Source organism: Pedobacter cryoconitis (assembly GCF_014200605.1).
Classification (GTDB): Bacteria; Bacteroidota; Bacteroidia; order Sphingobacteriales; family Sphingobacteriaceae; genus Pedobacter; species Pedobacter cryoconitis_B.
The window spans coordinates 397,916-413,373 of the sequence record NZ_JACHCE010000002.1 but is presented as its reverse complement, the minus strand read 5'-3'; the positions used below and the strand labels follow the sequence as shown (position 1 = coordinate 413,373).

Genomic DNA, 15,458 nt, shown 5'->3' with positions numbered 1-15,458 from the left:
ATTATTTATAACTTCTTTGTGCAATTTTGATGTTTTCGAATTTCAATTCTTCTTTATGAAGTTCAAATTTCACATCATCCTTGTATTCCCATGCAGATACATAAGCATAGTTTTCATCATCCCTTAAAGCCTCACCTTCTTCAGTCTGATATTCTTCTCTGAAGTGACCTCCGCATGATTCATTTCTGTTTAATGCATCAATACACATCAGCTCACCTAACTCAATAAAGTCAGCCACGCGGCCAGCTTTTTCTAATTCAGGGTTGAACTCATCTATTGAACCTGGAACACGTAAATCAGACCAGAATTCTTTACGCAACTGCTGAATCTCAACAATCGCCTCAGAAAGTCCTTTTGCATTACGGGCCATTCCACATTTTTCCCACATGATTTTACCTAATTTCTTGTGGAAGAAATCTACAGATTTAGATCCTTTAATAGAGATGAATTTATCAAGGATAGCTTTAACACTGGCCTCTGCCTCTACAAATGCAGGGTGATCTAAAGGAATTGCTTTAGTCGCCAATTCTTTAGAGATGTAAGAACCAATAGTATAAGGAATCACAAAGTAACCATCCGCAAGTCCCTGCATTAAAGCAGAAGCACCTAAACGGTTAGCACCATGGTCTGAGAAGTTAGCTTCACCTAAAGCATATAAGCCCGGTACAGTTGTCATCAGGTTATAATCTACCCAAAGTCCGCCCATGGTATAGTGAACCGCAGGATAAATACGCATTGGTAAATCGTAAGGATCTTCACCGGTAATTTGTTTGTACATGTCAAACAAGTTTCCGTATTTCTCTTTGATCACGTCACGTCCTAAACGCATGCAGGTTTCTTTATCCGGATTGTGGATATTGTGCACTGAAGCTTCAATACGTCCGTAACGCTCTGTATTTGCTTTGAAATCCAGATATACAGCAAGTTTGGAAACACCCACACCATAACCTGCATCACAACGCTCTTTAGCAGCTCTTGAAGCCACATCACGTGGTACAAGGTTACCAAAAGCAGGATAACGACGTTCTAAATAATAATCTCTTTCGTCTTCCGGAATATCGGTTGCTTTACGCTGATCGTCTTTTTTCTTAGGAACCCAGATACGTCCGTCATTACGTAACGACTCTGACATCAGGGTTAATTTAGATTGGTGATCTCCTGATACCGGGATACACGTAGGGTGGATCTGGGTAAAACAAGGATTACCAAAGAAAGCCCCTTTTTTGTGCGCTTTCCAGGCAGCAGTCACGTTACTTCCCATGGCATTGGTAGAAAGGTAAAATACGTTTCCGTAACCACCTGTTCCTAACAATACAGCATGACCAAAATGACGTTCCAGTTCACCTGTAATTAAGTTACGTGCAATAATACCACGTGCTTTACCTTCAATTTTAACAACTTCAAGCATTTCGTGACGGGTAAACATCTCCACCTTACCCATACCAATCTGACGCTCTAAAGCAGAGTATGCACCTAAAAGCAATTGCTGACCAGTTTGTCCGGCAGCATAAAAGGTACGCTGAACCTGGGTACCACCGAATGAACGGTTATCCAGTAATCCACCATACTCTCTGGCCAGGGGAACACCCTGAGCCACACACTGGTCAATGATATTTGCACTCACTTCAGCTAAACGGTGAACGTTAGCTTCACGGGCACGGTAATCACCACCTTTAATGGTATCGTAGAATAAACGGTAAACACTGTCACCATCATTCTGATAATTTTTTGCCGCATTGATACCACCCTGAGCCGCAATAGAGTGCGCTCTTCTAGGTGAATCCTGGAAACAAAAACATTTAACTTTATATCCCATTTCAGCCAGGGTCGCTGCTGCCGAAGCACCTGCAAGTCCTGAACCTACTACTACAATTTCTATACTTCTTTTATTTGCCGGATTAACCAGAGGCATTGAAGACCTCAGTTTAGTCCATTTCACGGTCAGTTCCCCTTCCGGTATATTTGCATTAAAATCTGCCATTTTATTTAGCGTTTTATACGTTCGAAATTTTATTTAATAAGTCCTGTATGCACTGCAATCGGCATAGCTGCAAAAAGTATAGCGATGATAATTGAATACCATACACCAAATCCTTTAATAAGCGGACTGTACTTCTTGTGGTTCCAGCCCAATGTCTGGAATGCAGAAGCAAAACCATGTAATAAATGGTAAGCTAATGAAGCCATTGCAAGGACATATAAAACCACGATCCAAACATTTTGAAAAGTCTCTCTCATTACAGCGTACAAATCTTCATGTCCATTTGAATCTGTAGTCGGGATACCTGTAAAACGCGATACTACCCAGAAATTAGATAAATGCACAATCAAAAAGATCAGCAATAATGTCCCTAATAATCCCATAGAGCGGGAATACCATTTACTATTTGCATTTCCATCATTTACAGCATACTTTACCGGACGGGAAGCCTGATTCTGGAAAGTCAGACGAAGGCCCTGTACAATGTGTAAAAGCAAACCAGCCATCAGGATAACTTCAGATCCTCTGATTAACCAGTTAGTTGCCATAAAGTGAGCACCAATATTAAATGTTAATCCACCGTCATTCAGAAATATCAACGAATTGATAAAGCAATGCACAATTAGAAATAAAATAAGAAACAGGCCGGTGATACCCATTATTAGTTTTTTTCCTATAGACGAGGAAAAAGCGTTTCCGAAACTAGCCATTAGATTTATATTTTTGAGTTCTATTCCTGCAAAAGTATTTAATAAATGACTTAATTTATACAAGAATTCCAGTTAAAATCAATAAATAAACTATTTAGAAACGTTCTAAGTTTTATGGTTTTAAGGGGTTATTGTACAATTCACACGAATTAGAAGGCATAAAAAAACGGGGAGCAATTGTCACTGCCCCCCGTTATAAAATCTTTAAACTCTGAACGATTAGTTAAAGCTGAAAGTATAGTTTCCATTAGGTCCAACTCCCGAAACAGTCGTTTTTCCGTTTTTAGAAGTTGGTAATGCTGCTTCCACATCTTTTGCACTGTTAACAGGTTTACCATTAATGCTGGTTACCAGTAATCCTTTAGGGATATCCAGGTTATCAAAGGCTTTACCTGGTTCAACTGCAGTTACAACTACTCCATTTTTAGCGCCAAACTTAGCTTTAATTTCAGGTGAAGCAGGTGCAAATGAAGCACCTAATTTGCTCATTGTTGTTCCTGTTGTTTTTGCAGCATAAGCACTTTTAGCTTTATTTATGCTTTCATCGCCTCTTAAAGTTACATTGACATTCTGCTCTTTTCCATCTCTTGAAATAGTCAGTTGCACTTTATCACCAGGACTCATACGACCTATTTTTTCTTGCAGATCCGGAGATGCAAATACCTCTTTACCTTCTACCTTTTTGATAATATCACCTTTTTTGATTCCTGCTGCTGCACCACCGCCATTTGGCATCACGTCATTTACATATAAACCTGAAATATCTTTGATCTTCAGATTATCTGCAGCATCAGCATTCAGTTCCTGGAAAGTAACGCCTACATAACCGCGTTTTACACTTCCGTATTTCTTAAAGTCTTCCAGAATCTTTTTAGCAAGATTTACCGGAATCGCAAAACCATAACCTTCATTTGTACCAGTTTGAGAAGCAATTGCTGCATTGATACCAACCAGCTCACCGTTAGCGTTTACTAATGCACCACCACTGTTCCCAGGATTAATTGCCGCATCAGTCTGAATATAAGATTCTATCGCGCTATTTGTTCTTGCAGGTGCTTTACCAGTACGCTGATACTCTTCATATTCTTCTTCTGTAGGTTGCTGATCTCTGTTTAAGATACCGATTGCACGTGATTTCGCACTTACAATACCAGCTGTTACCGTAGTCTGTAAGTCTAAAGGGAAACCTACTGCCAATACCCATTCACCTACCTGAACATTATCCGAGTTACCCATTTTTACCACTGGTAAATCTGTAGCATCCACTTTAATTAAAGCAAGATCTGTATTAGGGTCTCTGCCAATTACCTTAGCGTCAACTTTGCGGCGATCAGATAAAACTACCTGTATTTTCTCTGCATTGTCTACCACGTGGTTATTGGTAACGATATAACCATCAGGCGTCAAAATTACCCCTGAACCAGAAGCTGCTCTTGGTGCACGTGATCTTCTGCCGCCACGGCCACCAAAAAACTCTTCCATCATATCCATTGGAGAACCTGAGCCTCCATCTGAACCTTCCGATTTAAAAGTTGTTCTGATATGTACTACTGCCGGGGAAACCGCAGCAGCAGCCTGTACGAAATCTACCGCTCCTGTAGAGGAGATTTTTGATGGATTACTTGCAAAAAGAACATTTTGCTTTTCAGCCAGTGTCATTCCGCTCGTATTACGTTCTAACATTTTATAACCGCCAATTGCTACTGCACCTCCAATGAATGCAGCTAAAACTATCAATGCTATTTTTTTCATCAGTTTGTTAATTTATTATTTTAATGGTGTTGAAGCTTGCATGGGCTTAGGTTTATTCTTTAATTTGAGCAAAATAAGCTCATACAGGTCTCATTTGTGTGTTAATTTAATTTCTTTTATCAAACAAGTCAAATTTAATACCAATAGAACGATATTTGTGTCACCCAAGCATCCCTTAATTGTTAAAAAATGTTAAATATCCAATCCATTGACCCGCTAAAACCTCATTTCTATAAATACCAGGGAGCAGGAAACGACTTTGTTCTTATAGACAACCGTAGTCAAACATTTGAATATAAGGATAATAATATTGTCCACCAATTGTGTGACAGGCGTTTTGGCGTAGGGGGCGATGGCTTAATGCTCTTGCAAAACCATGCGGAATACGATTTTGAAATGCTTTATTTTAATGCAGATGGAAATTTAGGCAGCATGTGCGGAAACGGAGGAAGATGTATTGTAGCCTTCGCCAAACACCTGGGTATCATTGACAATGAGACTAACTTTCTGGCAGTAGACGGTCCTCATTATGCCAAAATTACAGCTGAGGGGAATTGGGTAGACCTGCAAATGATTAACGTTCGTGACATCAGTATTGATGGATCAGCCTATGTTTTGAATACTGGTTCTCCGCATTATGTGGAACAGGTTACCGGACTCAAAGAAATGGATGTTTATGAAAAAGGTAAAGCAATCCGCAATAATGTTACCTATAAAGCAAATGGCATCAATGTAAATTTTGCAGAAGACAAAGGCGATCATCTGTTTGTCCGCACTTTTGAACGGGGTGTAGAAGATGAAACTTTTGCCTGTGGCACCGGAGTAACCGCAGTTGCACTTGCGATAGCGAAACACAACGGAAAAACCGGAAAACAGGTGACTGAAATAGAAGTCTTGGGAGGAAATCTCCGGGTAAGTTTCAATTATGACGGTCAAGAATTCACAGACGTATTTCTTTGCGGTCCTGCAGAACTGGTTTTTGAAGGAAACATTAAATAATTTTAAGGCAGGACGGATTTAATTCCTGCCGGACACCAGCTAATTTTCAGCAAGATGGGCAGCAATGCCTATCTTGATTTCACCGAAAGTAAAGCTCTTGCCTAAATGATCCCTGATCGGTGCAAGACTCATTGTTTTCAATTCTTTAATAGCCTCCAGAATACTTTCCAGCTTTTTACGGCCCAGGATATCTTTAGCAGAAATCTCCTGTAAAGCTACATAATGAGCAAGGTGCCCTTCTATAGTCCCTATAACCATCTTTCGCTCCTCAGCGATTTCAGTAATACTCTTTCCTTTTTGAAACAACTGCAGAGAAACAACTTTAGTATCCTCTTTAGGCGCTTTAACAGCAGCAGGTTTTTTAGTTCTTTCTTTTTTAGCTGTAAAATCCAGTTTATTCGGCATCGCATAAACCGTTTTCATTTGTGCCTCCCGTTCTTTCTGATTCAATAAAGAACCGACATCAGTCTTTGTAAAATCGGTCCCGTTGATCGTGGCCTGTAATAACCCGGTTGCTTTTCTTATCTTTTTGAACTGTTCATAAAACAGTGATTCCATTTCCAGCAGTTCAGTCAGAAAAGCCGTTACCTGCTTATCCTGCTTAACCAGTTCCATCCGGTCAAAGATCCGTTTAGAAAGATCCAGAATCAGCGGATTAAAATAATTCTCTGCAGCAGTAGTCCTCAAAAGCAAACTGGCAAGCCCTTCTTCAGACTGGTCATTACTTAATCTTTGGATTTGCGCAAGGAATTTATTCGCATTTGCTTTGATCTCACTCAGATCTTTTAGCAACTGCTGCGCCCATTTCACATGTTTTTGCTTTGCAGATTTATTGATATCCTTGCTGTAAGAATGAACGTGTTCATAAACATAGTTATCAAGCGGAGTCAGATCAAAACAAGTAAGCAGATAACTTTTCAGGAAGGCCTCACTTTCTTGTTTAATCTGAGTATTCAGTTCTTCTTCCAGCTGTTTATTTTTTGAAAACAGCGCTACATTCTGATCCTGCTTGATCCCTATTCTTGAAATCTGAGAGGTCAGCACCAGGCCGTCCAGTGAACGCAAACGTGAAAGTGCTACATAAATCTGTCCGGGCGCAAAAGCATTTCCAATATCAATGATTGCTTTATCAAAAGTCAAACCCTGACTTTTATGGACAGTAATTGCCCAGGCCAGCTTGATTGGGTACTGGATAAATTTACCGATTACTTCTTCTTCAATTTCATTGGTAACTTTATGGTTGGTGTATTTTATATTTTTCCAGGTGAACTTCTCCAGAATAATCTTTTCCCGTTCCCCTTCTGTTTCTACTTCTATGCCATCCTCTCTAAGCCCGATAACCGTTGCAATCTTACCATTGAAATAACGGCGTTCCCCGCTCTGATCATTTTTAATAAACATGATCTGCGCACCCAACTTTAGCTCCAGTATATTTTCGGCAGGATAAGAATTTTCAGAAAATTCATCTTCAACAGTAGCTTTGAAAAAATAAGACTTCCCGCCCAGTTCTTCCAGGCTTTTCTTATTTAAAGTATCTGCACGCTGATTATGGGTGGTCAGTGTGATGTATTTATCTTGTTTTGCAGGTTCAAATCCAGCTTTATAATATTTATCCAGCAGGGTGATATCTTCTGCTGTAATCTCATTATTACGCAGGTTGTTCAATAAATTAATAAAGACAGAATCAGCCTGCCTGTATATTTTCTCCAGCTCTATATATACTGGCGGATGATGATGTAAGGCATGCGCATCAAAGAAATAAACACTTTGATAAAATTCGCCTAAAAGCTGCCATTCATTAGATTTAACTACCGGAGGTAACTGATGTAAATCTCCGATAAACAAAACCTGTACCCCGCCAAAACTCGCGTTATTTTTTCTGATATAACGTAGCACCATATCAATTGCATCCAGTAAATCTGCACGCAGCATACTCACTTCATCAATGATCAATAATTCAAGGTCCTGAAATATTCTTCTTTTAGTGGTGTTCATCTGTAAATGACGAACAATAGATCTTGGCGTATTATACTGCTGATTAACAGGCTCAGCTGCAGGCTGTTTAGGCAGATAGGTACCAAATGGAAGCTGAAAAAGTGAATGAATAGTTACCCCTGCAGCATTAATTGCGGCAATACCTGTAGGCGCCACAATAACTGCCTTTTTATGCGTCAGCTCAATTAAATTTCTCAAAAAAGTAGTCTTCCCGGTTCCAGCCTTCCCCGTAAGGAAAATGTGCCGGGAAGTATAATTGATAAATTTAGCCGCTATCTCAGCAGGGTTGTATTCAGACATATCTTGTACCAATTTTGAAAAGCAAAGGTACTAAAGCTTTCTAGAAACTAATTAATCAAAAGTTTATAGCCCTTGCCATGTACATTTAAGATTTCCACTTTTGGGTCTTCTTTTAAATACTTACGGAGCTTGCTCAGGAAAACATCCATGCTTCTTCCGTTGAAGTAATTATCATCATGCCAGATACTTAGCAAAGCTTCTTCGCGTGTAAGCACTGCATTTTGTTTTAAACAAAGCAGTTGTAATAACTCCGCTTCTTTAGTCGAAAGTTTCTGCTGCTGGCCGTTATGCTGAATCAGCTGTGTGGTATAATCAAAAGTATAACTGCCTATCTGGAATTGAGACTGAACAGGCTCAGTAACCTTGGTTTCCTTAGCAGAAACACGTTTCAATAACGCATTAATCCTCAGCAGCAGCTCCTCTATCCGGAATGGCTTGGTAATATAATCATCCCCCCCCAGATCATAGGCAGAAGCTTTATCTTCCATCATTGCTTTTGCAGTAGCAAAAATAATAGGGATATTTTCATTGACTTTCCGGATCTCTTTACCCAATGCGAAACCATCTTTTTTAGGCATCATCACATCCAGAATACATAAATCGAAAGCCTGTTTATTAAAAGTACGCAGGCCTTCTTCGCCATCTACACATAACACGACATCAAATTTACCCTTTAGCTGTAAATAATCTTGCAGCAGCATTCCCAGGTTAGGATCATCTTCGACTAATAGAATTTTTTTCATGTTATTTCAGCGGTATAATTATTTCAAATACTGTTCCTTTATCCTTTTCACTTTTTACCTTAATTGTTCCGTTCATCTGTGTAACGATGTCCAGAACATAGTTTAAGCCAAGCCCAAACCCTTTTACATCATGTAAATTACCAGTAGGGACCCTATAAAACTGATCAAAAGCACGCTTACACTGTTCTTTTGTCATTCCTATACCCTTATCTTCTATATCTATAAAAAGACTTTTACCCGTACTTCTTGTAGTGACTATAATCTGAGGCGTTTCAAGACTATACTTGTTTGCATTATCTATTAAGTTATAGATTACATTTGATAAATGCAGCTCATCTCCTGTAACTACCGGACAAACAGCGTCCAGGTTTAAAGTTAAAACAGCACCCCTTTTTTGCAGCTGCAAACTCATGCTGTCTGCTACAGCGGCAATCAGCTCATTCATATCGACATCTTCTGCCTCTAACTTCAATTCCTTTTTATCCAGCCTGGCGATACTCAGCACACGCTCGATATGATTACCCAGACGCACATTTTCATCATATATAATGCCTGCAAGTCTGCCTATCCTGGTTTTATCTTCCAGAATATCAGGATCTCTCAGTGCTTCGCTGGCAATCATAATTGTGGAAACAGGAGTTTTGAACTCGTGGGTCATATTATTAATGAAATCCGTTTTCATCTCCGCAATTTTTTTCTGTCTTAATATGGCATAAAGCGTATAAGAAAAGATAGAAATCAACACAATTAATAGTCCTGCGGACGAGGCCATTGTTACGCTAAGATTGTTAAAAATTAAAGTATTCTTGTCAGGAAAGTTAATATACAGCATGCCCGGATCCCGGATCACATCATTACTGAAAAGTGTTGTTTTATAGGTATTGGCAGGCAGCATCTCTCCAGAAACAGAAGATACTTTACGAAACAGCACAGAATCATTTACCGTACTTTTGAGCCAGAAATTATAAGCCAGGTCAATATTTTTATTGATCAGCTCTGCACGAAGCAAAGTATCCAGCGTTGCTTTTGAAACCCGGTCAGTTAAGGGGACTGCAATCTGGCTCATCTCTTTAGCTGCTGCTTCTACTACACTAAAACTACGTTCATCCAGTAAGCGGACTGTATCTGCCTGTAATTCTTTTAAAGCATGGTTTCTTCTTCTGGCAGCAATTTCATCTTCTACCTTGAATTTGATGCGCATGTCTCCGTTCAGACTAGGCAGAGAAACCCTTAAAGGCCGGCTGTCATAACGGCTGTATACGAGGTAACGGATGCTATCAGGTAATTTTTTAGGTTCTATATCAAAGGTTTTAGCAGAACCGAGTTTGAAAGTCTTTTGCACGTTACTTCCAATCATATTCAGGTTTGCATCAAAACCAACGTTCACATCTACATTTAAAGGGGTACTTTCCTGGTTGGCCAGGTTGTAAAAATCAGTTTCAGAAATGATTGTAGGGCTCAGATACATTTTTCTGATCATAGCATCCTGATAATTAAGTTCATCAATCATCTGTTTTCGCTGATCATACTTTCTTTTACGCTCTTCTTCTTTATACTTCTGATCCAGATCTATCAGCTGACGCGTCCGGTCACGGCGTTGATTTTCTAATTTAATCTGCCATTCCAGACCTTTTTTATTGATATGATTGACGGCATTTAAACGCTGGACTTTATCGGCTACCGAACTTAATACCTGGTTTACTTCCTGTTCGAAAAGCTGGGATTTAAGCCTGTAGGCTTCCCTGATGTAATACAATTGCATTACAAACACGCCAAGCAAAGCTATGGTCATCAGGGCAGTAATCAGCCAAAGACTTCTTTTCTTCATTTATTGGAATCAAAAATAAGGAAGAGTGAAGCAATAAGTTCTATTTTAACAATATTTAACACGAGTGGTTTAATATCGGGGGCAAAAAAAAATTGCCGGGAACTGATTCCCGGCAATTTTATACCATTTGCTTTCTGTAAAAAGATCTCTTAGAATGGCAAATCATCTTCTTCACCTGGTGCATTGTTTAAATCTGCAGGTGGAGCATATTGTGGAGTAGAAGCCGCAGCTGCACTGTTAGTCAATGCATTGATACGCCAAACTACTAAACTATTGAAATAAGAAACTTTTCCCATTTTATCTGTCCACGGACGACCGCGAAGATTGAATGAAACCTCAACATCATCACCAGTTTTTAAGCTATCAAATAAAGCAGTTTTATCTTGTAAAGCCTCGAACCTGATATATTCAGGATAAGTTGGGTTTTCTGCATATTCAATAATGAGATCACGCTTTTTAAAAGTCTCACTCACCTGCTGTAATGCACCAATTTCGTGCACTTTTCCTTTTAATTCCATAACAATAACTCTTTTATTCTATTGACTAGTTCAAATCTCTATATTATTATTGATAACTTAGCACAATAATTATGCAAGTTTTCCACAACAAAAGTAAGGTTATTTTAACCTGTAACAAAAGACTTTCTCCTTATTTGGTAGAAGAGGTAAAAGCGCTTGGCTATGAAATCGTAAGGGATTTCCCTACCGGGGTTGAGCTGAATATCACGCTGACTGAGTGTATTAAACTGAATTTAAACTTAAGATGTGCGAGTCAGATTTTATACTGTTTAAACAGCTTTAAAGTCAATAATCCCGAAGAATTATACCGCGAACTGGTAGATATGCCATGGGAAGATCTGATTGATTTTTCGGGCTATTTCTCGGTTACTTCTAACGTAGATAACCCAACGATAACTACCCCTCTTTTTACCAATTTAAAAGTTAAGGATGCTATCGTTGACAGAATAAAAGATAAAAAAGGAATGCGTCCGAATTCAGGTTCAGATGCGAATAAAACTGTCGTTCACCTGTACTGGAAAGATGACGAAGCAGATATTTTCTTAGATACTTCGGGAGAAACTTTAGCTAAACACGGTTATCGTAAAATCCCTGGAAAAGCACCTATGCTCGAAGCACTTGCTGCAGGGGTGGTGATGAGTACAAACTGGGATCAGAAATCACCATTTATCAACCCGATGTGCGGTTCCGGAACGCTTGCAATTGAAGCGGCTTTAATCGCAACAAACAGAAGACCTGGTTTATTTCGTATGAACTATGGCTTTATGCATGTTATCGGTTATGACGAAGAAGTATTCTTTGCTGAACGCAGGATTCTTAAAGAACAGGTTATTAAAAATATTGAGCTGCAGATTGTCGCTACAGATTTATCTGAAGATGCAGTTGAAGTGAGCCGTAAAAACGCGCAGACAGCTGGCGTAGATACTTTAATCACATTTGAAGTTTGTGATTTCGCAGACACACAGGTTCCTGAAGGTGGAAAAGGTGTCGTTGTATTTAATCCTGAATATGGCGAGCGTTTAGGTGTTCACTCTCAGCTTGAACTTACCTATAAACGTATCGGTGACTTCTTAAAGAAAGACTGTAAAGGTTATAGTGGTTATATTTTCACTGGTAATCCTGATCTGGCTAAGAAAATCGGCTTAAAAGCATCACGCAAAGTTGAATTCTATAATGGTAAATTAGATTGCCGTATGATGGAATATGAATTGTATGATGGTACCCGCAGAGCTGAAGAAGAAAGACCTCAGCCTAAGCCACAGACGCCTAAAGCGGAAAATACAGAAGACTAACCTGTTTTTAAAACAGGCAATCCTATCAGAGACCTATTTTGGTCGTATTGTCCTTTATGTTGAGAGGGGGTTGAAAGGGTCAATGACCCTTTCAACCCCCTCTCAACATAAAGGACTTATATAGCCTGAACTTATACGTCAAATACGTTCCTATACCCCCATCAGGAATATATTTTTCAATTCTAAATCCGCGCATTCTTAATTTACGTTAGTTAGGCATTATGTACGCTTAACTTACAATTATGAAAGATGTCCTGGATTTAAAACCGGAAATTGTAGCAGCTAATATTAGAAAAATCAGAGAGTTCAGAAATTATACTCAGGATTACCTTGCCGCCAAGCTGGCAATTTCTCAGAATGCTTATAGCAAAATTGAACTGGGCTACAGCAAACTTACTGTAGAGAGGCTGTTCCAGATTGCAGCTGTACTTGACGTTAAAGTTATGCAGCTTATTGTCGTAGATCATAGCCACGGTGTTAATCTGAATCAGTTAACCGAATAACCGGGAATATAATATCTTTGTTTCATGCAAATGGACTTGGATAATATTAAAGAAAAAACGATCAGCTTCGTCAAAAAAACGCTCGAAGGAGCGGAAGCGGGTCACGACTGGTTTCATATCGAAAGGGTTTATAAAACAGCTTTAAGCATCAACGCGAAAGAAGGCGGTGACCTGCTTATTGTTACTCTTGCTGCATTATTACATGATATTGCAGACAGTAAATTCAATAACGGGGATGAAGAAATAGGCCCCAGGATTGCAGGTGAGTTCCTAAAAACAATAAACATTGCTGACGAACTTATTTTGCAGGTACAGCAGATTATTAAAAACCTGAGTTATAAAGCAAGTCTTGGCAAAATAGAATTCTCTTCTAAGGAGCTGGACATTGTACAGGATGCAGACCGCCTGGATGCCATAGGTGCTATCGGAATTGCCCGGGCCTTCACTTATGGCGGATTCAAAAACAGAGTACTCTATGACCCTGAAATTCAGCCCGACCTGAATATGAGCAAAGAAGCCTATAAAAATTCTACAGCGCCTACAATCAATCACTTTTATGAAAAATTGCTGCGTCTAAAAGATCTGATGAAAACTGGAGCAGGTAAAGAACTTGCCGCACAGCGCCATGAGTTCATGCTGCTCTATCTGGATCATTTTTATGCAGAATGGGAAGGTTTAAACTAAAATAGTTAGTAATATAATACTATATTTGTTAGCAAATATAGTATTATGTCTGAACGTCTTAGAGAAAAACTAAATATCCTGGCAGACGCTGCCAAATATGATGTATCCTGCTCCTCTAGCGGAGGAAACAGAAAAAATGACAATAAAGGTTTAGGAGACAGCCATGCTTCTGGAATTTGCCATACTTATACTGAGGATGGCCGATGCGTTTCTCTGCTCAAGATCCTGCTTACCAATCACTGTATTTTTGATTGCGCGTACTGCGTTTCCAGAAAAAGCAACGATATCGAAAGGGCCGCCTTTACTGTAGAGGAAGTGGTAGAGCTGACCATGAATTTTTACAGAAGAAACTATATTGAAGGCTTGTTTCTAAGCTCGGGCATTTTCAAGAATGCCGATTTCACTATGGAGCGTTTATTGCGCGTTGTAAAAAAACTCCGGCTGGAAGAACGCTTCAATGGCTATATCCATTTAAAGACTATTCCTGGCGCAAGTGAAGAACTCATTATGGAGGCCGGTTTATATGCAGACAGGATGAGTATTAACCTGGAGATGCCTACCGAAAGCGGCCTCAAATTGCTGGCACCAGAAAAAAGTCATCAGCAAGTGATCCAGCCGCTGAATTTTGTCAGGAACCAGATTGTACAGTTTAAAGAGGAACGCAAACTCATTAAAAGCACCCCAAAATTCGTGTCCGCAGGCCAGAGCACCCAAATGGTTATTGGTGCAACTCCCGAAACAGATCAGGAAATTATGCAGACGGCTGATACATTTTACAGGAATTTCTCATTAAAAAGAGTTTATTATTCAGGGTATATACCAATTAGTAACGATTCAAGGTTACCTATGCTCGGTTCTCAGCCCCCATTAATCAGAGAAAACAGGTTGTACCAAACTGACTGGCTGATGCGCTTTTATGGATTTCATGTCAATGAACTGCTTAATGATGCCAATCCACATCTGGATATCGACATTGATCCCAAATTAAGCTGGGCCTTACGTAATTTACAGCATTTCCCGGTTGACATTAATGTCGCAGCTTATAAGGTTATTCTTCGTATCCCAGGGATCGGGGTGACTTCTGCCAAGAAAATTGTACAGGCACGTAAATTTGGGAAATTACGCATCGATCAGCTCAAAAAGATTGGAGTAGCTTATAACCGGGCTAAGTATTTTATTCAATGTGCTGACAGTCCTTATCAGTTAAAAGATTACCAGGGCAATCAGATCAAATCATTTATACAGGCCGAAAGTCAAAGTAAATATTTGAAATACGACACCAGCCAGCTTATTCTTTTTTAAATGTATAGCTACGTTTTTGACGGAAGTTTTGAAGGTTTGCTGTGTGCTGTATTTAACTGGTTTGAACGCAAACCTGGTCTTGTAAAGTTACAGACAGCGGCAGCTTTTCAACCGGATGCTTTTACACCCTGTCTGCATATAGTCAATGAACGGGAAAAAGCGGATAGGGTCTGGAAAGGTTTGCAAGCTCATTTATCCAAAAGTTCAATCCGGAAATTTTATTGCACCTATTTATCCGAGCTTGATGAAGGTTATACTTCATTATTTGAATTTGCCTGTTACCTGTTCACAGCAGGCGCAGAGATAGAAAAAAATTACGGCAACCCTCATGTCCTGGCCTTAAGCCAGATTGCAAAAAAAGTAGAACGGGAGAAACACAGGATGGAAGCTTTCATCCGCTTTCAGCAAAACGCAGATGGTGTATATTATTGCGGCATAGACCCGGACTTCAATGTACTGCCTTTAATTGTCAAACATTTCAAAGACCGCTATGCCGATCAGCAGTGGATCATTTATGATATCAAAAGAGATTATGGCTTGTTCTATGATTTGGAAAAGGTAGAAGAGATACAGATAGATTTTAAGCAGCAGCCAGGCATGAAAGGGATTTCAAATCCTGTGTTAGCAGAAAAAGAGAGCCTGTATGCCGTACTCTGGAAAGACTATTTTAAAAGTACCAATATCCAGGCCAGGAAGAACACGAAATTACATGTTCAGCATGTTCCTAAAAGATATTGGAAATATCTGACTGAAAAACAAGCTGATCAGGATTAGACTGATTTATAGACAAGCCTATTTTAAATTTAGATGAATTTTAAACAGACTCCCATCTGCATTTAAAATTATCTTGT

At 39.4% G+C, this 15,458-nt stretch carries 13 protein-coding genes; 6 read left to right on the top strand and 7 right to left on the bottom strand.

The features are described 5' to 3' along the window. Nucleotide 1 precedes the first annotated feature (1 nt). The 3 genes from HDE68_RS07865 to HDE68_RS07855 form a co-directional block, all read right to left on the bottom strand. Entirely contained in the window at nt 2-1,981 is a 1,980-nt protein-coding gene (locus tag HDE68_RS07865; RefSeq protein ID WP_183880692.1) for a fumarate reductase/succinate dehydrogenase flavoprotein subunit, read from the bottom strand. Between the two features lie 29 nt (nt 1,982-2,010). After that, nucleotides 2,011-2,754, bottom strand: a complete 744-nt coding sequence (locus HDE68_RS07860) for a succinate dehydrogenase cytochrome b subunit (RefSeq protein WP_260171694.1) — start codon at nt 2,752-2,754, stop codon at nt 2,011-2,013. A 156-nt stretch (nt 2,755-2,910) separates the two neighbouring features. Further along, nucleotides 2,911-4,443 (bottom strand): Do family serine endopeptidase, encoded by a 1,533-nt coding sequence (locus tag HDE68_RS07855; protein ID WP_183880690.1) that lies wholly within the window; start codon nt 4,441-4,443, stop codon nt 2,911-2,913. 189 nt (nt 4,444-4,632) lie between these two features. Between HDE68_RS07855 and dapF the strand changes: the two genes are divergently transcribed. Further along, nucleotides 4,633-5,442, top strand: a complete 810-nt coding sequence (gene dapF, locus HDE68_RS07850; RefSeq protein WP_183880688.1) for a diaminopimelate epimerase — start codon at nt 4,633-4,635, stop codon at nt 5,440-5,442. A gap of 39 nt (nt 5,443-5,481) precedes the next feature. Here dapF and HDE68_RS07845 read toward each other — a convergent pair whose 3' ends face one another. The 4 genes from HDE68_RS07845 to HDE68_RS07830 form a co-directional block, all read right to left on the bottom strand. Next, nucleotides 5,482-7,737: a helix-turn-helix domain-containing protein gene (locus HDE68_RS07845; protein WP_183880686.1), complete on the bottom strand. Its 2,256-nt coding sequence runs from the start codon at nt 7,735-7,737 to the stop codon at nt 5,482-5,484. 47 nt (nt 7,738-7,784) lie between these two features. Further along, nucleotides 7,785-8,480, bottom strand: coding sequence for a response regulator transcription factor (locus HDE68_RS07840; protein ID WP_183880684.1), 696 nt, complete (start codon nt 8,478-8,480; stop codon nt 7,785-7,787). A gap of 1 nt (nt 8,481) precedes the next feature. Beyond that, nucleotides 8,482-10,308, bottom strand: a complete 1,827-nt coding sequence (locus tag HDE68_RS07835; RefSeq protein WP_183880682.1) for a sensor histidine kinase — start codon at nt 10,306-10,308, stop codon at nt 8,482-8,484. 149 nt (nt 10,309-10,457) lie between these two features. Then, complete coding sequence (locus HDE68_RS07830; RefSeq protein WP_183880680.1) at nt 10,458-10,826, bottom strand: DUF3127 domain-containing protein; 369 nt, start codon at nt 10,824-10,826, stop codon at nt 10,458-10,460. A 71-nt stretch (nt 10,827-10,897) separates the two neighbouring features. On the opposite strand from HDE68_RS07830, the gene HDE68_RS07825 reads away from it, so the two are divergent. From HDE68_RS07825 to HDE68_RS07805, 5 genes are all read left to right on the top strand, one after another. Continuing rightward, nucleotides 10,898-12,118 carry a class I SAM-dependent RNA methyltransferase gene (locus HDE68_RS07825; protein WP_183880678.1) on the top strand — a complete coding sequence of 407 codons (1,221 nt, stop codon included), beginning with the start codon at nt 10,898-10,900 and terminating at the stop codon, nt 12,116-12,118. A 242-nt stretch (nt 12,119-12,360) separates the two neighbouring features. Next, nucleotides 12,361-12,621: a helix-turn-helix domain-containing protein gene (locus tag HDE68_RS07820; RefSeq protein WP_183880676.1), complete on the top strand. Its 261-nt coding sequence runs from the start codon at nt 12,361-12,363 to the stop codon at nt 12,619-12,621. A gap of 24 nt (nt 12,622-12,645) precedes the next feature. Beyond that, entirely contained in the window at nt 12,646-13,305 is a 660-nt protein-coding gene (locus tag HDE68_RS07815) for an HD domain-containing protein (protein WP_260171693.1), read from the top strand. Nucleotides 13,306-13,350: 45 nt separating this feature from the next. After that, the gene (locus HDE68_RS07810) at nt 13,351-14,607 is read left to right on the top strand and encodes a putative DNA modification/repair radical SAM protein (protein WP_183880674.1); all 1,257 of its coding nucleotides are present in this window, start codon (nt 13,351-13,353) and stop codon (nt 14,605-14,607) included. Beyond that, nucleotides 14,608-15,381, top strand: coding sequence for a TIGR03915 family putative DNA repair protein (locus HDE68_RS07805; protein WP_183880672.1), 774 nt, complete (start codon nt 14,608-14,610; stop codon nt 15,379-15,381). The last annotated feature ends 77 nt before the right edge of the window (nt 15,382-15,458 follow it).

Coding starts and splice junctions, on each gene's coding strand:
- HDE68_RS07820 (WP_183880676.1), top strand. CDS start 12,361: ATGAAAGATGTCCTGGATTTAAAACCGGAAATTGTAGCAGCTAATATT.
- HDE68_RS07815 (WP_260171693.1), top strand. CDS start 12,646: ATGCAAATGGACTTGGATAATATTAAAGAAAAAACGATCAGCTTCGTC.
- HDE68_RS07845 (WP_183880686.1), bottom strand. CDS start 7,737: ATGTCTGAATACAACCCTGCTGAGATAGCGGCTAAATTTATCAATTAT.
- HDE68_RS07855 (WP_183880690.1), bottom strand. CDS start 4,443: ATGAAAAAAATAGCATTGATAGTTTTAGCTGCATTCATTGGAGGTGCA.
- dapF (WP_183880688.1), top strand. CDS start 4,633: ATGTTAAATATCCAATCCATTGACCCGCTAAAACCTCATTTCTATAAA.
- HDE68_RS07810 (WP_183880674.1), top strand. CDS start 13,351: ATGTCTGAACGTCTTAGAGAAAAACTAAATATCCTGGCAGACGCTGCC.
- HDE68_RS07830 (WP_183880680.1), bottom strand. CDS start 10,826: ATGGAATTAAAAGGAAAAGTGCACGAAATTGGTGCATTACAGCAGGTG.
- HDE68_RS07825 (WP_183880678.1), top strand. CDS start 10,898: ATGCAAGTTTTCCACAACAAAAGTAAGGTTATTTTAACCTGTAACAAA.
- HDE68_RS07805 (WP_183880672.1), top strand. CDS start 14,608: ATGTATAGCTACGTTTTTGACGGAAGTTTTGAAGGTTTGCTGTGTGCT.
- HDE68_RS07840 (WP_183880684.1), bottom strand. CDS start 8,480: ATGAAAAAAATTCTATTAGTCGAAGATGATCCTAACCTGGGAATGCTG.
- HDE68_RS07865 (WP_183880692.1), bottom strand. CDS start 1,981: ATGGCAGATTTTAATGCAAATATACCGGAAGGGGAACTGACCGTGAAA.
- HDE68_RS07835 (WP_183880682.1), bottom strand. CDS start 10,308: ATGAAGAAAAGAAGTCTTTGGCTGATTACTGCCCTGATGACCATAGCT.